The organism is Nocardia abscessus (assembly GCF_015477775.1).
GTDB classification, from domain to species: Bacteria; Actinomycetota; Actinomycetes; order Mycobacteriales; family Mycobacteriaceae; genus Nocardia; species Nocardia abscessus_A.
The window spans coordinates 1-25,390 of sequence record NZ_JADLQO010000026.1 but is presented as its reverse complement, the minus strand read 5'-3'; the positions used below and the strand labels follow the sequence as shown (position 1 = coordinate 25,390).

The 25,390-nt window shown below is 69.2% G+C and carries 23 protein-coding genes; 16 read left to right on the top strand and 7 right to left on the bottom strand.

Going from position 1 to position 25,390, the window contains the following annotated elements:
• Nucleotides 1-32 precede the first annotated feature (32 nt).
• The 7 genes from IU450_RS37030 to IU450_RS37000 are packed head-to-tail and all read right to left on the bottom strand — an operon-like array spanning nucleotide 33 to nucleotide 6,139.
• Nucleotides 33-899, bottom strand: coding sequence for an alpha/beta fold hydrolase (locus tag IU450_RS37030; protein ID WP_195154418.1), 867 nt, complete (start codon nucleotides 897-899; stop codon nucleotides 33-35).
• Nucleotides 900-935: 36 nt separating this feature from the next.
• A complete protein-coding gene (locus IU450_RS37025; protein WP_195154380.1) occupies nucleotides 936-1,328 on the bottom strand; it encodes a Rieske (2Fe-2S) protein in 393 nt (130 codons plus the stop codon).
• Nucleotides 1,329-2,474 (bottom strand): amidohydrolase family protein, encoded by a 1,146-nt coding sequence (locus IU450_RS37020; RefSeq protein ID WP_195154379.1) that lies wholly within the window; start codon nucleotides 2,472-2,474, stop codon nucleotides 1,329-1,331. It abuts the gene before it with no gap.
• 21 nt (nucleotides 2,475-2,495) lie between these two features.
• Nucleotides 2,496-3,587: an amidohydrolase family protein gene (locus tag IU450_RS37015; RefSeq protein WP_195154378.1), complete on the bottom strand. Its 1,092-nt coding sequence runs from the start codon at nucleotides 3,585-3,587 to the stop codon at nucleotides 2,496-2,498.
• Nucleotides 3,588-3,617: 30 nt separating this feature from the next.
• Complete coding sequence (locus IU450_RS37010) at nucleotides 3,618-4,982, bottom strand: cytochrome P450 (protein ID WP_195154377.1); 1,365 nt, start codon at nucleotides 4,980-4,982, stop codon at nucleotides 3,618-3,620.
• A 59-nt stretch (nucleotides 4,983-5,041) separates the two neighbouring features.
• Nucleotides 5,042-5,233 carry a ferredoxin gene (locus IU450_RS37005; RefSeq protein WP_195154376.1) on the bottom strand — a complete coding sequence of 64 codons (192 nt, stop codon included), beginning with the start codon at nucleotides 5,231-5,233 and terminating at the stop codon, nucleotides 5,042-5,044.
• 45 nt (nucleotides 5,234-5,278) lie between these two features.
• Nucleotides 5,279-6,139 carry a mycofactocin-coupled SDR family oxidoreductase gene (locus IU450_RS37000; RefSeq protein WP_195154375.1) on the bottom strand — a complete coding sequence of 287 codons (861 nt, stop codon included), beginning with the start codon at nucleotides 6,137-6,139 and terminating at the stop codon, nucleotides 5,279-5,281.
• Between the two features lie 525 nt (nucleotides 6,140-6,664).
• Between IU450_RS37000 and IU450_RS36995 the strand changes: the two genes are divergently transcribed.
• The 16 genes from IU450_RS36995 (at nucleotide 6,665) to IU450_RS36920 (ending at nucleotide 24,999) form a co-directional block, all read left to right on the top strand.
• Nucleotides 6,665-8,203: an AMP-binding protein gene (locus IU450_RS36995; RefSeq protein WP_195154374.1), complete on the top strand. Its 1,539-nt coding sequence runs from the start codon at nucleotides 6,665-6,667 to the stop codon at nucleotides 8,201-8,203.
• 280 nt (nucleotides 8,204-8,483) lie between these two features.
• The gene (locus IU450_RS36990; RefSeq protein ID WP_195154373.1) at nucleotides 8,484-10,127 is read left to right on the top strand and encodes an FAD-dependent oxidoreductase; all 1,644 of its coding nucleotides are present in this window, start codon (nucleotides 8,484-8,486) and stop codon (nucleotides 10,125-10,127) included.
• Between the two features lie 73 nt (nucleotides 10,128-10,200).
• Nucleotides 10,201-11,064 (top strand): alpha/beta fold hydrolase, encoded by an 864-nt coding sequence (locus IU450_RS36985; protein ID WP_195154372.1) that lies wholly within the window; start codon nucleotides 10,201-10,203, stop codon nucleotides 11,062-11,064.
• A 2-nt stretch (nucleotides 11,065-11,066) separates the two neighbouring features.
• Nucleotides 11,067-12,740, top strand: a complete 1,674-nt coding sequence (locus tag IU450_RS36980; RefSeq protein WP_195154371.1) for a bifunctional 3-(3-hydroxy-phenyl)propionate/3-hydroxycinnamic acid hydroxylase — start codon at nucleotides 11,067-11,069, stop codon at nucleotides 12,738-12,740.
• Nucleotides 12,694-13,674 (top strand): 3-carboxyethylcatechol 2,3-dioxygenase, encoded by a 981-nt coding sequence (locus tag IU450_RS36975; RefSeq protein WP_416382940.1) that lies wholly within the window; start codon nucleotides 12,694-12,696, stop codon nucleotides 13,672-13,674. Before IU450_RS36980 ends, IU450_RS36975 begins: the two co-directional genes overlap by 47 nt.
• On the top strand, nucleotides 13,671-15,512 hold the full coding sequence (locus IU450_RS36970) for an FAD-binding protein (protein ID WP_195154369.1): 1,842 nt from the start codon (nucleotides 13,671-13,673) through the stop codon (nucleotides 15,510-15,512). Before IU450_RS36975 ends, IU450_RS36970 begins: the two co-directional genes overlap by 4 nt.
• Nucleotides 15,509-16,810 carry an LLM class flavin-dependent oxidoreductase gene (locus tag IU450_RS36965; protein ID WP_195154368.1) on the top strand — a complete coding sequence of 434 codons (1,302 nt, stop codon included), beginning with the start codon at nucleotides 15,509-15,511 and terminating at the stop codon, nucleotides 16,808-16,810. The genes IU450_RS36970 and IU450_RS36965 overlap by 4 nt, the downstream gene beginning before the upstream one ends.
• 75 nt (nucleotides 16,811-16,885) lie before the next feature.
• On the top strand, nucleotides 16,886-17,698 hold the full coding sequence (locus tag IU450_RS36960) for a coniferyl-alcohol dehydrogenase (protein WP_195154367.1): 813 nt from the start codon (nucleotides 16,886-16,888) through the stop codon (nucleotides 17,696-17,698).
• Nucleotides 17,699-17,738: 40 nt separating this feature from the next.
• A complete protein-coding gene (locus IU450_RS36955; RefSeq protein ID WP_195154366.1) occupies nucleotides 17,739-18,728 on the top strand; it encodes a cyclase family protein in 990 nt (329 codons plus the stop codon).
• A gap of 28 nt (nucleotides 18,729-18,756) precedes the next feature.
• Nucleotides 18,757-19,371: an NADPH-dependent FMN reductase gene (locus IU450_RS36950; RefSeq protein WP_195154365.1), complete on the top strand. Its 615-nt coding sequence runs from the start codon at nucleotides 18,757-18,759 to the stop codon at nucleotides 19,369-19,371.
• Nucleotides 19,368-20,555: a 3,4-dihydroxy-2-butanone-4-phosphate synthase gene (locus IU450_RS36945; protein WP_195154364.1), complete on the top strand. Its 1,188-nt coding sequence runs from the start codon at nucleotides 19,368-19,370 to the stop codon at nucleotides 20,553-20,555. The genes IU450_RS36950 and IU450_RS36945 overlap by 4 nt, the downstream gene beginning before the upstream one ends.
• Nucleotides 20,552-21,463 carry an alpha/beta fold hydrolase gene (locus IU450_RS36940; RefSeq protein WP_195154363.1) on the top strand — a complete coding sequence of 304 codons (912 nt, stop codon included), beginning with the start codon at nucleotides 20,552-20,554 and terminating at the stop codon, nucleotides 21,461-21,463. Before IU450_RS36945 ends, IU450_RS36940 begins: the two co-directional genes overlap by 4 nt.
• 4 nt (nucleotides 21,464-21,467) lie before the next feature.
• Nucleotides 21,468-22,307 (top strand): SDR family NAD(P)-dependent oxidoreductase, encoded by an 840-nt coding sequence (locus IU450_RS36935; RefSeq protein WP_195154362.1) that lies wholly within the window; start codon nucleotides 21,468-21,470, stop codon nucleotides 22,305-22,307.
• Complete coding sequence (locus IU450_RS36930) at nucleotides 22,304-23,506, top strand: NAD(P)/FAD-dependent oxidoreductase (RefSeq protein ID WP_195154361.1); 1,203 nt, start codon at nucleotides 22,304-22,306, stop codon at nucleotides 23,504-23,506. The genes IU450_RS36935 and IU450_RS36930 overlap by 4 nt, the downstream gene beginning before the upstream one ends.
• 13 nt (nucleotides 23,507-23,519) lie before the next feature.
• Nucleotides 23,520-23,714 (top strand): ferredoxin, encoded by a 195-nt coding sequence (locus IU450_RS36925; RefSeq protein WP_043701659.1) that lies wholly within the window; start codon nucleotides 23,520-23,522, stop codon nucleotides 23,712-23,714.
• 46 nt (nucleotides 23,715-23,760) lie between these two features.
• Nucleotides 23,761-24,999 (top strand): cytochrome P450, encoded by a 1,239-nt coding sequence (locus tag IU450_RS36920; protein ID WP_195154360.1) that lies wholly within the window; start codon nucleotides 23,761-23,763, stop codon nucleotides 24,997-24,999.
• The last annotated feature ends 391 nt before the right edge of the window (nucleotides 25,000-25,390 follow it).

Below are 25,390 nucleotides of genomic sequence, written 5' to 3'. Positions count from 1 at the left end.
GGCGCCGGACATCGAGCGCGCGGGCCCGGCCATCAGCCGTCCAGGAACTTCAGGATCGCGGGCGCCGCCAGCACCCAGGTGTCGAACAGGTTGTAGTGGGCGACTTTTCCGCTCGCGCGATCCTCGACCGCGCGCTCCCAGGCGTCCTCCGGCCACGGCGGATCGATCAGTGTGGATCCCTCGATCAAGCAGCTCACCTCGAGTGACGTGCGCTTGGGGTGGTCCAGGTCGCCCGCCCCGCCGCGGATGATCAGCGTGGGGACGCGGATGCGGTCGAACATCTCGTCGTCCACTCCGGGGATCGTCTGGCCCGGCTTCGGGACGTAGGCGCCGAGCCACCGCAGCGACAGTTTCACGAACTCGTCGCGATCCAGGTCCAGCAGGCGCTGCTCATTGGCCGGATTCTGGGCGATCCGCTCGCGCCACTCCCGCATCCGGGGCAGACCCGCGACCCCGCTTCCGCGTACCACCTGCAAGCTGGGCAGCACGTAATAGGCGCCCAGATTGAACATCCCGTAGATGCCGCCGACGATGTTCCACAGCACCAGCTTGCTGACCCGCTCGGGATACAGCATCGCCGTCAGCATCGAATCGCGGGCGCCGCCGGAGCCGCCCGCCAGCACGCAGGGGCCCGCGTCCAGTGCGGAGAGCAGGCCGTCGAGCGTGCGCGCCCGCATGTGCGATTCCGTCTGCCCGTAGAACTGCACGTCGGAGGCCCCGCAGTTGGGGCGGTCCCACAGCAGCACCGTATATCCGCCATCGACGATGGCTTCGGCCAGCGGGCGCAACCCGGGCACGTCCATGCCGAACCGGCCACCCGGCGTCAGGACGACGAGATCGCCGGAATCGCCGAGGATCTCGTAGACGACCTTGCCACCGTTGACCTCCGCCGAGGACACGCGGGCCGCGCCGCTTTCGCTGTTCACACGGGCGCCTCAGGCCATGACCACGACGTCGTCACCGACGATCCGGACCGGGTAGGTGCGGATGCTCCACTCGGGCTTCACCGCGGTGGTGCCGGTCGCCAGCTCGAAACCCCATTGGTGCCATGGGCAGTAGATGTATTCCTTGTCCCGCACCATGACCGCGTCGCCGGGAACGGACTCGTCGACGACGGTGCGTCCGCGGGCGCGGCCCGCGCACAGCGGCCCACCCTCGTGCGGGCAGTAATTCGCGATGGCGTAGAACGTCCCGTCGACGTTGTAGACGCCGACGCCGTGCCGGCCGATCGGCACCACCTTGGACGAACCAGGGGGGATCTCGCCGACGGTCGCGACGACATGTTCGCGCCCTTGCGCCAGCCGGGGCGTCTCGGATTCGTCCGGCACTCAGAACACCCGCCTCTGACCGTCGATCGCGGGCACCGTCTCCGGCAGGTGGTAGGTCTCGATGCCGTTGCGGTACATCACCCGTTCGCGTGCGTACTCCGGCAGATGCTTGACCAACCAGCGGGGATCGTCGAAGGTCCAGTGCGGGTAATCCGAGGAGTACAGCAGGATCTTGTCCGCCTCCATCCATTCGAACGCCCGGGTGAGTTCGGTCTTGTCCTCGGGATAGTCCAGCGGCTGGGTAGTGAACTTGATGTGCTGCTTGACGTATTCCGACGGCTTGCGCTTGATTCCGGTCCACGACTTGCGCGCTTCGTAGATGGCGTCCATCCGCCACATCAGCGGCAGGATCCAGGTGAAGGCGTGCTCCACGAACACGATCCGCAGCGCCGGGAAGCGGTCGAACACGCCGTCGAAGATCAGGCTCATGATCTGGTTCGCCGCCAGCAACGAGTAGGTGACCATGAAGTCGTGGTTGTAGCTGGGGAATCCGACCGGCGGCATGGGCATCGTCTCGTAGGCGCCGCGGCCGAGGTGACAGCTGACCACGAGGTCGTGCTCGGTGGCCGCCGCCCAGATCGGGTCGTACTTCGGATCACCCCAGGCCGGGCGAGGTTCGGCCTTGATCAGGATCTGCGCCATGTACGGGTGCCCGGCCCAGTGCTCGATCTCGCGGACCGCGCCCTGCGGGTCGTCGATCGCCGCGCAGATCGAGCCGCGCCACCGCTGGTGCCAGTTGTTCTTCGGGTCCAGCCAGTGGTTGGCCAGCCAGTGGTTGACGCCCGTCGCGAGTGCCTGAGTGGCCTCGGGGAGCCGGGTGGCCTTGACCGTCGGCTCCAGGATCGCGATGTCGGAGCCCGCGTCGACGATCAGCTGCCGGAAGGCCAGTTCCGGGTCACTGCCGGGGAATTCGCCGTCGGCGGGAAAGGTGTCCACCCGCATCGCGTAGGAGTGCGCGTAGTCGGGTGCGTCGTAGATGATCGTCTCGCCGACCCGGTGACTGAGAAAGTACGAGCTGCGGTAGGGCTCGGGGATGTATTCCACGAGTTCCCGGCGTCGCGGCACGGGGTGCACGTCCGAGTCGACGACCCGGACGGCGACCTGCTCGGGCGCCGGGGCGCGGTGCTGCTGGTGGGCCAGCGTCATGGTCGTCTCCCTTGTTCGCGGCTATTCGGTGACCAACTCGGCCGGGATGTCGATTCCGTAGAGCTGGGATGCGTTGCGCCAACAGAGCTTTTCGCGCTGCTGCGCGCTGAGCATGGACGGAAGTCCGGCGACGTCCCCGCAGTGCCAGTGCGGATAGCTGGAGCCGAACATCACCATGTCCTCCTTGCCGGTGAAACCGAGCCACTCGGCGGCGAATTCGGTGTCGCCGGGCCCGTCGAGGCTGCCCTGGACGAAGAACACGTGACCGGGCAGGTAGTCGCTGGGCATCCGTGGTGACCAGGGCGTCTGCTCCAGGTGCGGCCTGCCGAAGGTGTCCATCCGCCAGGTGAACGGGGTCAGCAGATCGGCCGCGCCGTCGGCCCAGACGAACCGCAACGACGGCAGTCGCTCGAACACGCCCTCGGCGATCATGTTCATCAGGTGATAGACGTAATTCAGCGACATGAACCCGAGGTACTGCTCGTAGGTCCGGGTGTGCCCGGACGGCGTGGGCGGGAAGCCGATGCTCTCGCCGGTCTCGATGTGCGCCGCCACCGGCAGTCCGGCCTCGGCCGCCGCCTCCCACAACGCCCAGAACTGCGGCTTGCCGTACAGTTCGCGCGACTGCAACGGGATACCGACCTGGACGACACCGGGATGGTCGGCCCACTTGCGGATCTCGCGCAGCGCCCCCGGGATGTCCTCGGGATTCACCCGGATGGTGCCGCGATACCGGGAGGCGTACGCGCCGGAATCCAGCCACCGCGACACCATCATCTCGTTGTGCGCGGCCAACATCGCCGTGGTCAGGTGCCGATCCGGCAGGACGCCCCGGGTCATGGGATGCAGGATCGCGACGTCCACGCCACGCGTCTCGAACAGGTGCCCGCCGACCACGTCCGGGTCGGACCCCGGGTACCCGCGGCCGGGCCCTCTGGTGCCCTCGGCGTACTCCCCGCCCGGCGCGCCGTACCAATCCATCTCGGCGTCCGGGATGCCGCGGCTGGAGAACGGTTCGCGCAGGAAGCCGCGCATGTCCTTGTTCGAGGCGAAGAAGATGTGCACGCTGGCGTCGATGACGGGGGTGCTGGTGCCGTCGGAAAGCGTTCTCATCCCATATCTCCCGGTGTGCGCGGGTACACGTCAGTCGATCCGCGCGATGTCGGGGCGCTCGGTCACCGGCGCCGCCAGTTGCTGCTCGTCACAGATCCGCTGCAGTTTCTCCAGGGTCTCCTCCAGCCCGGCGCCCAGGCGCGGTCCCGGCGTGAAGGTGGCGGGCAGGTGTCGCATGCCCTGGATGACCCCGATGGTCTCGTAGTGCACGGTGCCCTCGGGATCGCAGCGGTAGTCGGGCATCCGGTCGAGCACAGCGGTGAGCATGGACTTGAATACGGTGCGCGCGACGTTCGACCCGATGCAGCGATGCACGCCGAGGCCGAAGCTGAAGTGCCGGTTGCCCTTGCGATCCAGCACCACCTCGTTCGGATCGGGGAAGATCGCGGGATCGCGGTTGGCCATCGCCCAGGAAAGCCACAGGCGTTCACCCTCTTGGAAGCGGGTGTCCTCGACGACGCAGTCGGCCGAGATGGTGCGCCCGTCACCCGGCGCGGGCGTGAAGAAACGCAGGAACTCCTCGGTGGCCGAGTCGAGCAGGGTCTCGCGCTCGCGGCTGAGCAGCTCGCGTTGGTCCGGGTGGTCGGACAGCCATTCCAGCGAGTGCGCGGTGAGCGCGGTGGTGGTGTCGAATCCGCCGCCGATGATCAGGCCGAGCATCCCGAGAAGTTCGATGTCCGGTGCGGGCTCGCCGTCGATGTGCAGCTCGGTCAGCGCGCGCACCAGGCCGGGGCGCGGATTCTGCTTGATCTCGGCGAGGTTGGTCAGCAGGTCGATGCCCATCGCGCGGTGCATCTCGGCCACCCGCGCCGCGTCCGGCGAATCCTCCGGCGTGTACACCGAGGCGTGCACCGGCTCGCTGTAGATGGACCACTGCCGCAACGGAATACCGAGCATGGCCAAGGTCAGCACGGCCGGGACGACGTTGGCGAGGTCGTCGACGAAGTCGATTCGCCCGCTCTCGATCTTCTCGTCCAGACTGGCCCGCACGATCTCATCGATCACCGGCTCCCAGCGCCGGACCGCAGCGGGGGAGAGGTAGGGATTGAGCACCTGGCGGTAGAGCCGGTGCTCCGGATCGTCCATCTCCAGCATGCCGCCACGAACGACCTGTGCGCGCCGGGCGGGCGGAATGGAGATTCCCTTGTAGCCCTTGCGTTCTCCGTGCAGATCGTGATCGTTGGAGACGTGCGGGCAGCGGGCGAGCTCGAAGACCGCGTTGCCGCCGCTGGCCACCCAGTGACCGTCGTAGGTGTCGCTCCACGCGATCGGGCACTTCGCGTGCAGTTCCTCGGTGATCTCCTGGAACCGGTGCCGGTATTCCGGGGTGTGGCGGTCGAAGTGGTACCGGTTCTTCTTGCGGTCCTGATCGGCGACCGCGTCGTCACTGCTCACGATGATGTTCCTCTGCTGCTCACGGAATTCGGCGCGCCGGCACGACGGCGACGGGGCGTTCAGGAGAGGGATATGGCGCGCTCCGGGCACGATCGCACGGCTTCACGCACCTGCTCCCGCTGATCGGACGGGACTTCGCCGGCGATGGCCGTCGCGTGTCCGTCGACGTCGCTGAGCTCGAATGCCGCCGGTGCGTTGATCGCGCACAGGGTGTGTCCCTGACACCGATCCGGATCGACTCGGACCTTCACTGATGGTTCCTCCGCACTCGTGGTGGGTTCGCGGGCCTGCGCCGATCAGATGTGGTAGTCGTACCACTTCAGGTAGCCGCCGCCGTCCACCCGAATTTGCAGGCCGGTCACGTATCTGGCCTCTTCGGAGGCGAGGTAGACGATGGCGTTGCTGATGTCCTCGGGCTCCACGTACGGGATGCGCATGGCCTGCTGCACGCCGAAGGCGGGTTCGGCGTCGGCGCGGGTCGGATGCTCGAGGTCGGGACGGAACGAGCGATACATCGGCTCGCTCTGCAGCATCGGGGTATTGCAGTTCGTCGGGTGAACGACGTTGGCGCGGATGCCGCGCGGGGCCAGATGGCGCGACAGCTCGTAGACGTAGGCCGTCAGCGCCCGCTTCGAGTGCACGTACGCCATGCCGCCGAGATCTTTGCCCGGCTGGTCGATCTTCGAGATGTCGATGAGTGAGGCGGTGGAGCCGGTCGCGATGATCGAAGCGCCCTCGGCGAGGTGCGGCAGCGAGACCTGGATCGCGTTGATGGTGCCGATCAGGTTGGTGTTGATCACGTCGGACCACGCCTGCAATTGCGGTTCGCCCTTCATGCCCGCGATACCCGCCTGGGCCACGACGATGTCGAGCCGGCCCAGCTCGCGGATACCGTTCTCCAGCGCGGCCTGCAACTGCTCGGCGTTGCGCACATCGGCCTTCGCGGCGAAGACGCGCCGTCCGGCCTTGCCGACCAGGTTCGCGGTCTCCTCCAGGTCCTCCGGCGTCGCAAGCGCGTAACCGATGGTCGCGATGTCCTCGCAGAGGTCGACCGCGATGATGTCGGCGCCCTCCTCGGCCAGGCGCACCGCGTGACTGCGGCCCTGCCCGCGCGCCGCGCCGGTGATGAACGCGACCTTGCCCTCGACACGTCCCACAGCTGAACCTTCCGTTCTCTTCGATGGCCCACGACGGCCACGCGGTGACGACGGGTGACGCGTCTGCCGCGATGCCGAGGCGCACACGCTGCGGTGAGCCCGGGGATGGGCAGGCGGTCCGTCTGCCGTGCACCGGGCGGCGGCCTCGCGGCCGGGGCTGTCCGGGCGCATGGCTCGCTTGCCGAGCTCGTGGTCGACCCGCCGTCTCGCTGGCAAGAATTATACTTGCCATTGATGAGAACGGTACTCTACCGAAAGATTCACTGCAAGCCTCGTGCGCCCCGTGGATCTCGTCGGCGATCACGGAGTCGCTGTGTGCCTTCCGGGTGGAGTGGTCTATTTCCAGCAACTCCCGATCGACTGTGGCGGATGTACTACTTTCAGTTGGGGAGAATGATATTTCCGTCGATCATGGGCGCGGGCTGCTCCGGCCCGGCGGCCGACTGCCGTCCTGCGACCCGGTTGTTGCCGCCGATGTCGAAGGGTCGCGCGCGTGCCGTGCCCGAGTAGTGAGTGAGAGTCGAGATGCGAACGGTCCCCGAGCAATTGAGAGCCCGCTACGAGCGGGAAGGCTGGTGGCGGCGGGAGACGCTGGGTGAGCTGCTGAGCCGAGGTCTCGCGGCGGCCCCCGGGGTCGAGTTCCGAGTCCATTCCGATGTGCGCCCGTGGTCGGGCACCTTCGCCGATGTCGAGCGGGTGGCTCGCAGGCTGGCCGCGGGGTTGCGGACGCGCGGCGTGCGTCCGGGTGACGCGATCGCTTTCCAGCTGCCCAACTGGATGGAGGCCGCCGCGGCCTTCTGGGCCTGCGCGCTGCTCGGCGCGGTGGTGGTGCCGATCGTCCATTTCTACGGGCGCAAGGAGGTCGCGCACATACTCGACGTCGTCCGGCCCGCGGTGTTCATCACGGTGCACCGGTTCGGCAAGCTGAGCTTCGACCCCGAGGTGAGCGCCCGGGTCCCGCTGGTCGGCCTGGTGGAGATCGACTTCGAGGAGTTGCTCGCCGACGAGCCGATGGCGGGGGTGATCGCCGTGGATCCGGCGAGTCCCGCCCTGATCGCTTTCACCTCGGGAACCACCAGCGCCCCGAAGGGCGTCGTGCACAGCCATCAGACGCTGGGATGTGAAGCAAGGCAGCTCGCCGAGCAGAACGAACTGGATCGGGGCAAGCAGCTCACGGCCACCCCGGTGGGGCATTTCATCGGCATGGTCGGGGCGTTCCTGATCCCGGTGCTGCACGCCAAACCGGTGCATCTGACGGATGTCTGGGATCCCGGCCGTGCGCTGGCCCTGATGCGCAGCGATGGCCTCTCGGTGGGCGGCGGACCGCCCTACTTCGTCACCAGCCTGCTCGATCATCCGGAGTTCACCCCCGATCACCTCCGCCACGTCCGGTACGTCGGACTCGGTGGCTCCGCGGTCCCGGTCTCGGTGACTCGCAGGCTCGCGGATATGGGCCTCGTTCCCTTCCGCGCCTACGGCAGCACCGAACACCCGTCGATCACCGCGTCCCGGTACACGGCTCCGGAACGGGAACGACTCACCACCGACGGCAGGCCGATGCCGGGTGTCGAGATCCGGTTGGCCGAGGACGGCGAAATCCTCAGCCGCGGGCCGGATCTGTGCCTCGGCTACACCGATCCCGAGCTCACCGCCTCCGCCTTCGACGACGACGGCTGGTACCACACCGGCGACATCGGCGTCCTGGACGCGGACGGCTGCCTGACGATCGCCGACCGCAAGTCCGACGTGATCATTCGCGGGGGCGAGAACGTCAGCGCGCTGGAAGTGGAAGAGGTGCTCGCCGAGTTGCCCGCGATCGCCGAAGCGGTGGTCGTCGCCGTGCCCGACGAGCGCTTCGGGGAGGCGGTCGGCGCGGTGCTGCGTGTCCGTCCTGGGCGCGCGCTGCCGTCCATGGACGAGGTGCGAGCGCATTTCGCGGCGGCGGGCATCGCGCGTCAGAAGTGGCCGGAGCGGTTGTTCGAGGTCGAGGACTATCCGCGGACGGCGAGCGGCAAGGTGCAGAAACATCTCCTCCGCGAAAGGATTGCCACATCCGCTCGATGAGAATACCATTCTTCTCAGTTGCAAATGGAGGTCTCGCGAACCTCGGGCGCCGCTGGTGAGCCGCTCGAAGCATCCGCCCGTCCCGGTCGGCTCCGTGATTCCCCCACATGAATTCCTCCGGGCGGAAGCCTCGGGGTCGGCCGCGCCACGTCGAATCCGCGCGGTCTCGTCTCCCGGGTTCTCGGCCCGGTGAGGGCTTCGAAGCGCCCGCCGCGTTCGGCTCGGATGAGCGGAGCCGGTGGGCCCGGGGCTTGCCCGTCCAGCCGAAAGGAATCGCGCAGTGCCTTCGCAGCAGCAGGAACGATCCGCCACGACGGCGGACGTCGAGGTCGATGTCGTGGTCCTCGGCAGCGGCGCCGCCGGCCTGACCGCCGCTCTGAGCGCGGCGGTGCACGGGGCGTCGGTCGCCGTATTCGAGAAGGCGGCCACGGTCGGCGGAACGAGCGCGGTGTCGGGCGGGATCGCGTGGATCCCCGCCCACGACCGCAGCGCCGACGGACCGCTGAGTGTGGCCGACGCGCTGAGCTACCTGCACGCCCAATCCCTGGACTCGATGGACGACGAGCTGGTCGAGGTCTTCGTGCGTACCGGCGCGGCGATGGTGGACTTCGTCGAGGCGCACAGCGGTGTGCGTTTCGAGATCGCCGAGGGCTTCCCGGATTACAAACCGGAGCTGCCCGGCGGCAGGCCGGGCGGCGGGCGATCGCTGAGCCCGGTCGCGTTCGATCCGGCCCGGCTCGGCGAATGGCGCGACCGCATCACCGCCTTTCCCGCGGACTGGAGCAACGTGGGGTTCGACGCCGAGACGCGGGCCCGGCTGCACGCGACGGTCGCCGACGAGTCGGCCGATCTCTGCGTGGCGGGAACCGCCCTCATCGCAGGGTTGCTCGCGGGGGTGCTCGACGCCGGAGTCGTGCCACGGACCGGGGTCAGGGCGACGGAACTGATCGCCGAGGACGGGGCGATCAGCGGGGTCCGGATCGTCACGGCCGCAGGCGAATCGACGGTCCGGGCGCGCGGCGGTGTCGTCCTGGCGACCGGCGGATTCGAGTGGGACCCGGTCCTGGTCCGCTCCTACTTGCGTGGACCCATGCACGGCGCCGTGTCGCCGCCGAACAACACCGGAGACGGGCTGCGCATGGCGATGGCGCACGGCGCGGACCTCGGCACGATGAGCGAAGCCTGGTGGGTGCCGATCGTGCGGATTCCCGGCGACACCATCGACGGCAAGCCGCGCAGTCGCAGTGTGCGCCTGGAACGGACGCGCCCGCGCAGCATCATGGTCAATCGCGCGGGCAAGCGGTTCGTCAACGAGGCGTCGGAGTACAACTCGATGGCGGGCGCCTTCCACTATCTCGATCCCAAGGGCGGTTACGTCAACGACCCCGGCTGGATCGTCTTCGACGCCGTCCACCTGCGCCGGTACGGCTTCCTCGGCGTCGCCCCCGGCGATCCGGTCCCCGAATGGTTCCGCGAATCCGCGGATCTCGCCGAACTCGCGGCCAGGGCCGGCATCGATCCCGATGGGCTCGCCGCGACCGTCGCCGCGTGGAACCGCCACGTCGCCGCCGAGGCCGACCCCGATTTCGGGCGCGGCTCGAGCGCCTACGACGGCTGGTGGGGCGACGAGCGCGCCGCCACTGTCGCCGGGCGCACCCTCGGCCCGATCGACACCGCCCCGTACTACGCCGTGCCGGTCACCGTGGGCGCGATGGGAACGAAAGGCGGCCCGCGAACCGACCGGGACGGAAGGGTCCGGCACGTCAGCGGGGCGGTCATCCCCGGTCTGTTTGCGGCGGGCAACGCCATGGCCGGTGTGACCGGGCGGGCCTACGGCGGAGCGGGCGGAACCATCGGTCCCGGGATGGTGTGGGGTTTCCGCGCCGGGTACGCCGCGGCGACCGGCAAATCGGTCGAGATCTGAACACAGCGAACGACATCGGGCCGGATTCGCCGCGTCGGCGGCGCACCGGCCGGGGTTCTACGGAGGTTACGAGTTGCCGGAGTACGAGAGCATCTGGAGCGATCTTCAGGGCGTCCCTTTCACACAGGGATACCTGGAGGTCGGCGGCGTCCGAACCCGCTACCTACATGCGGGCGATCCCACCTACCCGGCTCTCGTTCTGCTGCACGGGTCCGGCGGGCATGCCGAGGCGTATGTCCGCAATCTGGAGTCACACGCCGCGCACTTCTCGACGTGGTCGATCGACATGCTCGGGCACGGCTACACCGGCAAGCCCGGTCATCCGCTGGAGATCTCGCACTACGTCGAGCACGTCATCGGATTCCTCGACGCGGTCGGCGTGCGGCGCGCATCCGTCAGCGGAGAATCACTGGGCGGCTGGGTGGCCGCCCGCGTGGCGATCGACCATCCGGAGCGCGTCGAGCGCTTGGTGCTCAACACCGCGGGCGGGTCGCAGGCCGACCCGGAGGTGATGCGGCGCATCGTCACGCTGTCGATGGCGGCCGCCGCCGACCCCGCCTGGGAGACGGTGCAGGCCAGGATCAAGTGGCTGATGGCGGACAAGTCGAAGGACTACGACGACGTGGTCGCCAGCAGGCAGCGCATCTACCGCCAGCCCGGCTTCGTCACGGCCATGCGCGACATCATGGCGTTGCAGGACCCGGAGATCCGGCAGCGAAACCTGCTGGGCCCCGCCGAATACGGCCGAATTTCCGCGCCGACGCTCGTGTTGTGGACCAGCGACGACCCCACCGCCGACGTCGGCGAGGGCAGGCGGATCGCGTCGATGATCCCCCGTGCGCGATTCGAGGTGATGGCCGACTGCGGGCACTGGCCGCAGTACGAGGACGCCAAGACTTTCAACGCCCTGCACCTCGATTTCCTGCTGGGCGGCTGACCGTGGCCGAGCAGACTTCTCCCAGCACGCCGACCGACGTCGACGTGCTCGTGGTCGGTGCGGGCCCGGTGGGTCTGACGCTGGCCAACATGCTCGGGATGTACGGGGTGCGCACCCGGGTGGTCGAAGAACGCCCGACGCTCATCGACTACCCGCGCGGCGTCGGCCTGGACGACGAGTCACTGCGGACGTTCCAGGCGATCGGCTTGGTCGACCGCGTCCTGCCGCACACCACGCCGAACCAGATCATGCGGTTCGTCGACAACCGCCGCAGGCTCCTGGCCGAGATCGCGCCGACCGACGAGCAGTTCGGCTGGCCGAAACGCAACGGATTCGTCCAGCCGATGGTCGACGCCGAACTGCTTGCCGGACTGGACCGTTTCCCGCAGGTCGAGGTGGCCTGGGGGACGTCCATGACCTCGTGCGCGGACTCCGGCGGGCAGGTGACGGCCGAACTGGCCACCGACAGCGGGCCGTCCGCGGTGACCGCCCGATACGTGGTGGGCTGCGACGGCGGGCGCAGCGCCACGCGGCGGCAGATGGGGGTCTCGTTCGAAGGGACGACGTCGCCGACTCGCTGGCTGGTGGTCGACCTGGCCTCGGATCCCTTGGGGCACCCGAACATCGAGGTCGCGGCCGATCCGGCGCGGCCCAACGTGTCGGTGTCGATCGCGCACGGCATCCGGCGCTTCGAGTTCATGATCCACGACGACGAGCCCGACGAACTGGCCGAGGATCCGGCGTTCGTGGCGAAGATGGTCGCGCCGTTCGTCCCGCATCCCGAGCGGCTCGAGGTCATCCGGCGCCGGGTCTACACGCACCATTCCCGGATCGCGGGCGCCTTCCGGCGCGGCCGCCTGCTGCTGGCCGGCGACGCCGCGCACCTGATGCCGGTGTGGCAGGGGCAGGGCTACAACAGCGGCATCCGGGACGCGGCGAACCTCGGATGGAAACTCGCCGCGGTCGTTCGCGGGCAAGCGGGCGACGGTCTGCTCGACAGCTACGACCTGGAACGGCGCAAGCACGCCAGGGCCATGATCGATCTGTCGACGATGGTCGGGCGGGTGATTTCGCCGACCGATCGCAAGGTCGCGGCGGTGCGGGACGTGCTGGTTCGCGCGGCCGCCGCGATTCCTCCGGTGAAGCGCTACGTGCTCGGCATGCGGTTCAAGCCGATGCCGCGCTACGAGCGCGGCGCGGTGGTGCACGGCTGGTCCCGCTCACCGGCCTCGTCGGTCGGCACCCTGTTCGTGCAGCCCCGGGTGGACACCAGGGACCGCGCCGACGTGCGGCTCGACGAGGTGCTCGGCCCATGGTTCGCCGTGCTGTGCTGGAACAACCGGCCCCGCGAAGTGCTCGGCGCGGCGGCGTTCGAACGGTGGAAAGCCCTGGGAGCGCGGTTCTTCGAAGCTCGACCGTCCGCCCAGCTGCACTGGACCGGCCACGACGACCCGGACGTCGTGGTGGTGGGCGACCGAACCGGAGCGCTGAAGCGCTGGTTCGACGGCCAGCGCGACTCGGTGCTGTTCCTGCGGCCCGACCGCTGTGTGGCGGGCGCGTCCATCGCGCAGCTGGCGCCGGAACTGAGCGCCGACCTGCTCGACACTCTCGACTTGCTGCAGGGAGGAAATGATGCCGCTGGCCCTGTGCTGCGTCTCGCACAGCCCTCTTCTTGATCTCCCCGGCCCGGAACGGGAGCTGCTCGACGACATCGAGTCGGCGCTCGACGGGGCGGCGCGGTTCGTGCGTGCCTTCGACCCCGAACTGGTCGTGGTGTTCGCGCCCGATCACTACAACGGGTTCTTCTACAAGCTCATGCCGCCGTTCTGCATCGCGGCGGCGGCCACCGGAGTCGGTGACTACGGTACGCACGCCGGGCCGCTCGACGTCCCCGCCGAGCGGGCTACCGAACTGGCCGAGGCGGTGCTCGCCGCCGGGGTCGACGTCGCGGTCTCGCTGACGATGGACGTCGACCACGGGACCGTGCAGCCGTTGCAGCGGCTGCTCGGCGACGCGACGGCGCGACCGGTCGTCCCGATCTTCGTCAACTCGGTGGCCGTGCCGCTGGGGCCGCTGCATCGCGCCCGTGCGCTGGGCGCGGCCGTCGGCGCGCACTTGGCGACACTGGACAAGCGGGTGCTGGTGCTCGGCTCCGGTGGGCTCTCCCACGACCCGCCCGTGCCCGCGCTCGCCACGGCCACCGGACCGGTGCTGGAACGGATCGTGCACGGCGGGCACATGACCCCGCAGCAGCGGAATGCGCGGCAGGAGAGGGTGATCGAAGCCGCGCGCGAATTCGCCGCCGGGCGCGGCTGGCTGCGGCCGCTGAACCCCGAGTGGGACCGGCGCTTCCTCGACATCCTCGACCGGGGTCGGCTCGGCGAGTTCGACGACTGGTCCAACGCGGAGATCACCGAGGCGGCGGGCAACTCCGGGCACGAGGTCCGCACCTGGGTCGCCGCCTTCGCGGCCCTCGCGGCTCAGGGGCCGTACCGGACAATCGCGCGCTATTACCGCTCCGCGCCCGCGCTGATCGCCGGATTCGCCGTGCGAACCGCCCTGCCGGAACGCGACCAGGACAACGAATCGACCGCCAGGAGGCGAGCGTGACATCCGAACCGACCGACGCGCCCGCGTCCGGTACCACCGAGCAACCCGGAAACACCGGGGCCCACGCGGCTTTCGACCATTCCGTCGATGTGCTGATCGTCGGCTCCGGCGGCGGCGGGCTGACCGCCGCGCTCGCCGCCGAGGCGGCCGGACTGTCCACCCTGGTGGTGGAGAAAGCGGCGTACTACGGCGGATCCACCGCACTGTCGGGCGGCGGAATCTGGGTGCCCGGCGCGCCAGCCCAGAAGCGCGACGGCTACTCGCCCGATCCGGAGGGGGTGGTCGAGTATCTGCGCGCGATCACCGAGGGTTCGGTCGGTGACGCGCGCCTGCGGGCCTACGTCACCAAGGCGCCGGAGATGATGGAATTCCTGGAGCGGCGCAGTCCGTGGCTGGAGTTCGTGTGGAAGCCCGGCTACGCCGACTACTACCCGGAACTGCCCGGCGGTTCCGCGCAGGGCAGCACCATCAACGTGCCGCCGATCGATCTGCGCGAGCTCGGCGAGGAAGAGCAATACCTGCTGCGTCCGCTGGCTCTGGCCCCGAAGGGTATCTGGCTGGGACCCAAGGATCTCCGGTTGTTCTACCAGGTGCGCCAGTCCTGGCGCGGCAAGGCCGTCCTGGTGAAGCTGGTGTGGCGGATGTTCCGCGCCCGGGTGTTCGGCGACCGGATCGCCGCCATCGGGCAGTCCCTGGTGGCCCGGCTGCGACTGGCGCTGCGGGAGCGCGACATTCCGCTCTGGCTGAGCGCGCCGATGACCTCCCTGATCACCGGGGCCGACGGCGGCGTGGTGGGAGCGGTGGTCGAGAAAGGCGGGCAGAAGCTGCGAATCCGCGCCGAGCGCGGGGTGATCCTCGCGTCCGGCGGATTCGATCACGACATGGCCTGGCGCAAGGAGCACCAGCCGGTGGTGGAGCAGGATTGGAGCTTCGGCAATCCGGAGTCCATGGGCGACGGTATCCGCGCCGGGCAGCAGGTCGGCGCGGCCACCGACCTGCTCGACGAGGCATGGTGGTTCCCCGCCGTCCAATGGCCCGACGGCCGGCTGCAATTCATGCTGAACGAGCGCATGATGCCCGCCCAGTTCATCGTCAACGGCGCGGGCGAGCGGTACATCAACGAGGCCGCGCCGTACATGGATTTCGGCCACGCGATGATCGAGGGCCAGAAATCGGGGACCCCGCACATCCCGAGCTGGCTGATCACCGACGTGCGGTCCTGGCGCCGGTACGTCGTCGCGGGGCATCTGCCGCTGCCGAAGATCCCGTTCGCGCCGGTGCCGACCGGGCGGAAGATCCCGCAGGCGTGGCTGGACTCGGGTGTCGTGGTGGCCGCCAACTCCTGGACGGAGCTCGCGGCGAAGATCGGCGTACCCGAAGAGCGCCTGCGCGCCACCGCGACGCGGTTCGACGAACTCGCGCGCAAGGGCCACGACGACGACTTCCAGCGCGGCGACAGCGTTTACGACAACTATTACGGCGATCCCACGCTGCCCAATCCCAATCTGTATCCGCTGGGCAAACCGCCGTACTACGCCTTCCGGATGATCCTCGGCGATCTCGGTACCTCGGGCGGCCTGCGCACCGACGAGCACGCGCGGGTGCTGCGGCCCGACGACACCGTTATCCCGGGTCTCTACGCCGTGGGCAACACCTCCGCTGCGGTCATGTGCCGCAGCTACGCGGGCGCGGGCGCCACGATCGGGCCCGCGATGACGTTCGGCTACCTCGCGGTCGAGCACCTGGCCGGAAAAGCCGACCGCGACACCGGGGCGGCGCAGGACACCGAATCAGCCCGCACCGACTCGACGTTCGATTCCATCGGAGGAAGTAAATGAAGATATCCCTGTTCTACGAATTCGCGCTGCCGCGGCCGTGGGTCCCGGACGACGAGCGGCAGCTGTTCAAGGAAGGGCTCGCGGAGGTGGAGGCCGCCGACCGGGCCGGATTCTCCACCGTCTGGTTGACCGAGCACCACTTCCTCGAGGAGTACTGCCACTCGACGGCGCCGGAGATCTTCCTCGCCGCCGCCAGCCAGCGGACCAAGGACATCCGGCTCGGCTTCGGCGTCATGCACCTGCCCCCGGCGATCAACCATCCGGCACGGGTCGCCGAACGCGTCGCCACGCTCGACCTCATCTCCGATGGACGGGTGGAGTTCGGTACCGGTGAGTCGTCGTCGGTGGGTGAACTCGGCGGTTTCACCATCGATCCCGCCGACAAGCGCGGGCAGTGGGAGGAGGCCTTGGAGGTCGCCATCCGCTGCATGGTCGAGGAGCCGTTCACCGGATTCGAAGGCGAGCACATCGAGATGCCCGCGCGCAACGTGATTCCGAAGCCGCACCAGCGCGCGCACCCGCCGGTGTGGGTGGCGTGTACCCGGCCTTCGTCGGTCCAGATGGCGGCGCGGCTGGGCGCGGGCGCGCTGAGCTTCGCCTACACCGGACCGGGGCCGCTGGCGGACCGGGTCCGCGGGTACTACCAGGAGTTCGAGGACAAGGCCGAGCCCTGGCTGCCGGTGCTCAATCCGAACATCCTGGCCATCGGCGGCGACCTGTCGATGATGGTCGCGCCCACCGACGAACAGGCTCTGCAGCGGCTCGGGCTCGGTGGCGGCTTCTTCTCCTTCGGGATCATGCACTACTACATGACCGGCCAGCACACGCCGGGCCGCACCGGCGTCTGGGAGCGCTACCTCGACGCGGTGAAGGAGGACGAGACGCTGGCCTACGGTCCGGGCCGGGGCGCCATCGGATCGCCGGACACCGTGCGCGAATTCCTGCGCGGCTACGAGGAGAGCGGCGTCGACGAGATCATCCTGCTGCTGAATCCGCGCAGCCACGAGGCCACCATGGAGTCCATCGAGCTGATGGGCAAGCAGGTGCTGCCGGAGTTCATCGAGCGCGACGAGAAAGCGGTCGCCGCGAAAGCGAAGCGGCTCGAGCCGGTCATCGAGAAGGTCGAAGCGCGGCGTAAGCCGTTGCCCTCGCCCGCGTTCGACGAGAACTACGCGTTCGGCGGCCTGCCCACCGGCCGCGGCGGCAGCTTCACCGCGAGCGAGATCCCCGAAGCCATGGCCGAGATCAACGAGGGCCGGGTCCAAGCCGCGCAGCGCGCCAAGGAAGAAGCGCAGTGACCAGCGGCCCGCGCGGCCGCGACCCGACCGCGCGGGCGTGACCGGACGACAGCGGAGAAAGACGAGGTGCCCGAGGTGGAACGAGCCGATGAGCTGTGGCGCTACGACGGCAGGCGGGTCGTCGTGACCGGTTGCTCCTCCGGGATCGGCGCGTGCGTGGCCGGCCAGGTCACCGAACTCGGTGGCCGGGTGGTCGGACTGGACCTGGTGGAGCCGACCGGTGCGCTCGACGAATTCCACCGGATGGACATGGCCGATGCCGCATCGATCGACCGGGCCGTCGCCGCGCTCGGCGGACCGGTGGACGCCTTGTTCAACGTCGCGGGCGTCTCCTCGGGCATCGGTGACCCGATCCGTGTGGTCACGATCAATTTTCTCGGCCTGCGGCACTGCACCGAAGCGATCGCGCGGTCGATGGGCCACGGCGCCGCCATCGCGAGCGTGTCCTCGCTCGCGGCGGCGGGCTATCTCGAGCACCGCGAACAGGTCGGCGGCCTGCTGGAGACCGCGGACATGCAGACCGGAATCGCTTGGTGCGAAGACCATCCCGACGCCGTGGCCGACGGCGGCTATCGGCTGTCGAAGGAAGCGATCATCTACTACACGATGCGCAACGCCGTCGCCTTCGGTGCGCGCGGCATCCGGATCAACTGCACCGGCCCGGGGGTGACGGAGACACCCATCCTGGAACAGCTGCGCTCGGCATACGGCTCCGAGTATCTCGACACCATTCCCAAGCCGCTGGGCCGGGTCTCCGAACCGGCCGAACAGGCGGCCGCCCTGCTGTTCCTCAACAGCCGGGCGGCGAGTTACGTGACCGGCCAGGTGCTCTGGGTCGACGGCGGCAACGTGGGCGCCCGGATCGCCGGTGTCGACCTCGGCTCGTGATCGCGGGCATCCGAGCAATCAGCGTGGAAGGAGAATCATCGTGGCCGATCTGACGGAATTCCGGCGTGTCGCCGACGGTGTGCGCAATTGGGGCCGATGGGGCGCCGCCGACGAACTCGGCACGCTCAACTTCATCACCCCGGACAAGGTCGCTCAGGCGGCGCGCCTGGTGCGGCACGGGCGGGTGTTCCCGCTCGGCGTCGACTTCGGCTCGTCCGGGCCGCAAGGGGCGTTCAAGTTCCGGCACAACCCGGTGCACGTCATGACCGTGGACGGCGGCGACGCGGCGACGCTGACCGAATACGGCCCGAAGTGGTTGCGCAACAGCGTCGGACGGGAACTCAGCGGCTTCTTCGAGGACAACCCGTTCCGCTTCAACGACGACCTGATCATCATGCCGCTGCAGGCGGCTACGCAGTGGGACGCGCTGTCGCACGTCTACTACGACGATCACCTGTACAACGGTTTCCCGGCCAGCTCGGTCACCAGCCTCGGCGCATATCACTGCGGCATCGACAAAGTCGACGGCAAAGGCATCACGACCAGAGGTGTGTTGCTGGACTTGGTTCGGCACCGGGGCGCCGACACCTTCCTGGAAGCGGGCGATCCGATCACGCCGGACGAGCTGGACGAGGTCGTCAGGGCGCAAGGGGTCGAGGTCGGCCGCGGTGACATCCTGCTGATCCGCACCGGGTGGTGGGCCCGCTTCCTGGAAGCGGGCGACGGCACCGAGCCCTACTCGGGCCTGGACTGGCGGTGTGCCACCTGGCTGCACGAACGCGAGATAGCGGCCGTGGCCGCGGACAACCTGATGGTCGAGGACCCGGTGTCCGGAGTGGACGGCACGTTCCTGCCGATGCACATGCTCTGTCTGCGGGACATGGGCCTGATGCTCGGCGAGTACTGGGACCTCACCGCGCTCGCGGCCGACTGCGCCGCGGACGGCGTCTACGAATTCCAGCTGATCGCACCGCCGTTGCGCGTCATCGGCGCCGTCGGATCGCCCATCAACCCGATAGCCATCAAGTAGGACCCGAGGAAAGAACGAGGTTTCGGTCATGACCGCAGGCACGACACGTGCGAGCGCCACCGAGGTGGCCGCGGACGGACGACCGTTCGTCGTCGGCATCGGCGGCACGTTGCGGGCGGGCTCGTCCACGGAGCAAGCGCTGCGGCACTGCCTGGCTGCCGTCGAGCGCCACGGCGGGCGCACCGCGCTGTTCTGCGGCGAGGAGATCAACCTGCCGATGTACAACCCGCACGACCCGGTCCGCACCGAGAAGGCGACCGCGCTGGTGGAGGCGCTGCGTCGCGCGGACGCCGTGGTGATCGGCTCGCCCGGGTACCACGGCGGCGTTTCCGGCTTGGTGAAGAACGCCCTGGACTACATCGAGGACCTACGCGGCGACGCGACGGTGTACCTGGACAACAAACCGTGGGGCTGCATCACCTGCGCGTACGGATGGCAGGCCGCCGTGGGAACTCTCGGCCAGCTGCGGGTGATCGGTCACGCGTTGCGGGCGTGGCCCACCCCGCTCGGCGTCGCGATCAATTCCGCGGAGCCGATCTGGGATGCCGATGGCAGGCTGACCGACGACGCCGTCAGCGCCCAGCTCGATCTGCTCGCCACCCAGGTGCTGACCTTCGCTCCGGCCGGTGGGGCACTGGCATGACGGCTTCGCCCCGGCCGAACGGCCCGACCAGGGTGGCCGAGGCCACGGCCGCCCTCCGGTCCGGGCGGATGATCCTCGTCCTGGACGAGGCGGACGGTGTGTGCCGGGGCGATCTGGTGATGGCGGCCGAGTGCACGACCGCCGAAGCGGCGAACGTCATGGCCACCCTCGGGTGCGGACTGATCCACGTGTCGATGCGCTCGGCGGCGCTCGACGTCCTCGGGATACCCCCCGCCGACCCGACCGCCACCGGCCCGGACCGCGAGCTGTTCCGGGTGTCGGTGGGACTGGCCGGAGCAAGCGGTGTCAGTGCCTCCCGGCGCGCCCGGACCATTCGCGCGCTCGCCGACCCGGCGAGCACACCGGCCACGTTCGCCCGGCCCGGACACGTCTTCCCGCTCGGCTGCGCCGCGGGCGGCGTGCTGTCAGTGCCCGCGCGCCCGGAGGCGGCGGCCGACCTGGTCGAGCTGGCCGGAATGGCGCCGGTCGGCGTGCTGTGTGAGGTCTGCGGCTCCGACGGCGAACAAGCCGGGCGCGCCGAGCTGCTCGAACTCGGTCGCGCACATGGGTTTCCGGTGGTGTCCATCGACGATCTGGTCGCTTACCGCCGGCGCGAGCTGTGCCGGGTGAAGCGTCGCGGAGTGGCTCGTATCCCGCTGCCGATGGGAGAGTTCCGGGCGATCGGCTTCACCGACGGGCTGGATCGCGAACACGTCGCGTTCGTCCACGGCGACCCGGCCGCGGGCAGCGCGCCGCTGGTGCGCCTGCATTTCGAGTGCCTCGCCGGTGACGTGTTCGGTTCCCGGCACTGCGGTTGCCGGGCGAAACTCGAAGAAGCGCTGGATCGGATCGCGCGCGCCGGAGACGGCGTGCTCGTCTACGTCCGCGCGCGCAGCACCGCCGTGCGGGATACGTTGCGCGCCTGCGCCACCGAGGGCGAAAACCGCTGTGCCGAGGCGCATCCGGTCGGCCACAGTGATCTCCAGTCGGCCTTCGACATCCTCGACGCACTCGCCATGCGCGAGATCCGATTGCTCAGCGACGTGGCCGAGGCATCGCTCGAGCCGGAGCAGGTGCGCGTCGTCGAACGGATCCCGCTGTCGGACACTTCGGCCCGCTCCGGCGCGCGAACCTTCGCGCCGCGGCCACCGCACACCGACGACCGGATAGGGAGCATGTCGTGATCGCGCAGCGCAGAACCGTCGTGGTGGACGGCTCGACAACCGCGTATCTGGAAGCGGGATCTGGCGAACCGGTCGTGCTGCTGCACGGCGGCGAATTCGGCGTATGCGCGGAACTGGGCTGGGAGCACACCATCGACGCTCTCGCCCGCCGCTACCGGGTCGTGGCGCCGGACATGCTGGGTTTCGGCGGGTCGGCGAAAGTGATCGACTTCAACGACGGCCGCGGCCTGCGCATCCGGCACATCGCCCGATTCCTCGCCGTCCTCGGCATCGAGTCGGCGCACTTCATCGGCAATTCCATGGGCGCGATCAATCTCCTCGTCGACGCGACCTCGACCGCGCCGAAGCTTCCGATGCGCAGCTTGGTGGCGATCTGCGGCGGCGGCGAAATCCAGCGCAACGAGCACATGCAGGCGCTCTACGACTACGACGCCACGCTTCCCGGGATGCGCGCCATCGTCCGAGCACTGTTCTATGCCGAGTCCTTCCCCGCCGACGAAGCCTATGTGCGCAGGCGGTACGAATCGAGCATCGCCCCCGGCGCGTGGGAGGCCCTGGCGGCGGCGCGATTTCGCCGCCCTGGCGCCGAGGCGCCGCCCGCTCCGTCGAGCAAGCGCCCCTACGAGCGCATCCACGTTCCCGCCCTCGTCGTCGAAGGCGCCCGCGACAAGTTGCTGCCTGCCGGGTGGTCCGCGCAGATCGCGGAGCAGATCCCGGACGGGCGCGCGGTCGTCGTGCCGGACGCGGGGCACTGCCCGCAGATCGAGCAGCCGGAGGTCGTCAACGACCTGCTGCTGACCTTCCTGCGCGAGCAGCCCGGCCCGGCCGAGAAGCCGAACGGCGCACGCCCGGGTCTGCCGACCCCAGTCGCGGGTACGGCTCCGGCCGGACCGAAACGAAAGGAATGAACCCATGACCGACGAATTGGCGGGCAAGGTCGCCATCGTCACCGGCGGCGCGTCGGGAATCGGCAGCGCGACGGTGGCGCGGTTCGTCGCCGAAGGCGCACGCGTCGTGGTCGCCGATGTGGATCTCGAGCGTGGCGCGGCCTCGGTGGCAGGCTACGGTGCGGCCGCGGTGTTCCAGCAGACCGACGTCGCCGACCCGGAGCAGGTCGAGCGGCTGGTCGACACCGCGGTGCGGACCTTCGGCGGGCTGCACGTGATGTGCAACAACGCGGGCATCTCGGGCACGATGCACAAGAGCCTGCTGCACGACGATCTCGCCGACTTCCACCGCGTCCTCGGCGTGAACCTGCTCGGCGTCATGGCGGGCACCCGCTTCGCGGCCCGGCACATGGCCGACAACGGCGGCGGATCGATCGTCAACGTGTCCTCGGTCGGCGGCATCCAGGCGGGCGGGGGAGTGCAGAGCTACCGTGCGTCCAAGGCGGCGGTCGTGCATTTCACGAAATCGGCGGCGATCGAATTGGCGCAGTTCGGCATTCGCGTCAACTGCATCGCGCCCGGCAATATACCGACCCCGTTGCTCGCCTCCTCGGCCACGAAGATGTCCGCGGAGCTCAGCGAGCGGTTCACCAAGGCGGTGCGCGAGTCCATGGAGGCCGACCGCCCGTTACGGCGCGACGGCACACCCGAGGACGTCGCGGAGGTAGCCGTCTATTTCGGCGGTGACCGATCCCGGTACGTCACCGGAACCGTGTTGCCGGTGGACGGCGGCACGGTCGCAGGCAAACCGCTGAAACCGCACAGGAAACCGGCGGAGCAATCGCTGGCGGCGGGGCCGCGATGACCCGCCGCACCGGAGTTCTCGTCGTCGGTGCCTCGGCCGCGGGCCTGGCCGTTGTGGAGGCGCTGCGCAGGGAAGGATATCGGGAGCGCATCACCCTGCTGGGCGGTGAGCCGCACCTGCCCTACGATCGTCCGCCGCTGTCCAAGCAGATCCTCTCCGGCGCCTGGCGGCCCGAGCGGACGCTGTTGCGCGCACCGCGCATGCTGGCCGGACTGGACGCCGACCTCGTGCTCGGCTGTCGCGCCACCGCCCTCGACGTCACCAGCCGCACCGTCCACACGACGACCGGCGCGGTGACAGCGGACCATATCGTGATCGCCACCGGGGCCGCCCCGAGGATGCTGCCCGCGCCGCCCGGATCGCGCGGGGTCCATGTGCTGCGCACGCTGGACGACGCCCTCGGGTTGCGCGACGACCTGGCGGCCCGAGCGCGCGTGGTTGTGGTGGGGGAGGGTGTGCTCGGCGCGGAGATCGCCGCCACCGCGAGGCAAACCCGTCACGACGTCACGATGACCGGTCCGCAGCGCGCTCCGATGGCGGCTCAGCTCGGCGGTTTCGCCGCCGGACTGCTCGCCGACCTGCACACCGGCAGCGGAGTGCGCCTGCGGCTCGGCGTCGGCGTCTCCGGCCTCACCGGCCGCGGCGGCCAGGTCACCGGAGTCGTCCTGGAGAACTCCGAGACCCTGCCCGCGGATCTGGTGGTGGTCGCGATCGGGGCGGTGCCCGCCACCGACTGGCTCGTCGGCAGCGGGCTCTCGCTCGCCGACGGCGTTGTGTGCGACGAGCGCTGCCGCGCCGCCGACGGCATCTACGCGGCCGGTGACGTCGCCCGCTGGCATCATCCGGCCCTGGGGACGACACTCCGTCTGGAGAACCGCACCAACGCGACCGAACAGGCGGGCGTGGTGGCGGCCAACATTCTCGGCGCCGAGCGGGCGTATCAACCGATTCCGTACTTCTGGACCGACCAATTCACCACCAAGATCCAGGTGTACGGGACCATCACGGCCGACGCGCAGGTGACCGTCGTCGACGGAGATCCGGCCGACGGCCGGTTCGTCGCGCGGTACGAGCGAGGCGGCGCCGTCACCGCGGTGCTGGGCTGGAACATGCCCAAGCAGGCCCGGATCCAGCGGCAGCAGTTGGCGCAGGCGCACGCGCTGCTCACCTCGCCCTCTACCCCAGCTCATTCCCCGTAGGAAGAAGGTCCCGATGAAAGTGACTGTCGACCAAGTCAAATGCGTCGCGGCCGGGCATTGCGTCATGCACGCGGCCGATGTGTTCGACCAGCGAGACGAGGACGGCATCGTCGTCCTGCTCGACGAGAACCCGCCGGACGAACTCGCCGAGGACGTGCGCCAGGCCGCGGCGGTCTGCCCGGCCATGGCCATCCACATCGAGGAATGAACCGGCAGCCTGCGGTTCGCCGCAGCCGATCACCCAGGAGTGCACAGTGTCCGAAGCACTGACCGAAACGACCGCCTCAGCCACGGAGGTCCCCGACTATCCCATGCCCCGCTCGACCGGGTGCCCGTTCGCGCCGCCGCCGGAGGCGTTGCGGCTCGGCAAGACCAAGCCGCTCAACCGCGTCCGGATCTGGGACGGCAGCACACCCTGGCTGGTCACCGGATACGCCGAGTTCAAGACCCTGATGTCGGATCCGAGGGTCAGCGTGGACGATCATCGCCCCGGCTTCCCGCACTGGAACGAGGGAATGGCGGCGATCGTCGACAGCAGGCCGAAGTCGCTGTTCACCACCGACGGCGAGGAGCACAGCCGGTACCGGCGGATGCTGACCAAGCCGTTCACCTTCAAGCGGGTGGAGGCGCTGCGGCCGGTCATCCAGCAGATCACCGACGAGCACATCGACCGGCTGCTGGCCGGACCGCAACCCGGCGATCTCGTCGAGGCGCTGGCCCTGCCGGTGCCGACGCTGATGATCAGCGAGATGCTCGGCGTGCCCTACGAGGACCACGAGTTCTTCCAGAAGCACGCCACCGTCAACGTCGATCGGTACGCGACCAAGGAGCAGGCCGCCGACGGTCGCGCCGGGCTGGCGCGGTACCTGGTCGAACTGGTCAAGAAGAAGCTGGAAAGCCCCGCCGAGGACGTGGTGTCCGATATCGCCGAGCGGGTCCGCGCCGGTGAGATCGACATGAAGGAGGCCGCGCAGCTGGGCACCGGCCTGCTGATCGCCGGGCACGAGACGAGCGCCAACATGATCTCGCTCGGTGCCCTGGCCCTGATGCGCAATCCCGATCAATTCGCCCTGCTGCGCGATACCGACGATCCGAAGATCGTGGTCAACGCGGTCGAGGAACTGCTGCGCTACCTGAGCATCATCCAGAACGGCCAGCGGCGCGTCGCGATCGAGGACATCGAGATCGCGGGCGAGACCGTCCGCGCGGGTGACGGCCTGATCTTCGACCTCGCTCCGGCCAACTGGGACGAGAAGGCCTGGGAGCAGCCGGATCAGCTGGATCTGCGCAGGCCCGCCGCCCAGCATCTGGGGTTCGGATTCGGCCCGCATCAGTGTGTCGGGCAGCAGCTGGCCAGGGCTGAACTGCAGATCGTCTTCCGGACGCTGGTGCGGCGGATTCCCACGCTGCGCTTGGCCATTCCGTTCGAGGAAGTCCAGTTCAAGCACGACCGGCTCGCCTACGGGGTGTACGAGCTGCCGGTGAGCTGGTAGGCCCGCACGCCGAAACCGCACTGTTTCCGCCCATCCGGCACTGACACCAGCGACCGCCGGGCCGCCGCCGGCATCCGGCGGCTGCGCGGCGGTGGCGCGTTCACCGGGTGGGTGTGGGCCGACCCTCGGTCGAGTCCGACGGGCGATGAACGCGAACCGGCCCTGAATCTGAGACCAGTCGGATTCATATGTGCCGGTAATCGTGTTACTCTACGGTAGGCCAGCAGCTGTGGCATGTCTCATGTCGAACCGCTATTGAGGCCGAGGACACTTCGGCGACGGTGCCGGGTGGAGTTCATGGAGAGTTATCGATGCAGCGACAGCAGGGGCAGTCTCGGTCGGGGTGGCGGCGGTGGGCCGTTGTGGTGGCGGGGGTGGTGGCCGTGGCGTG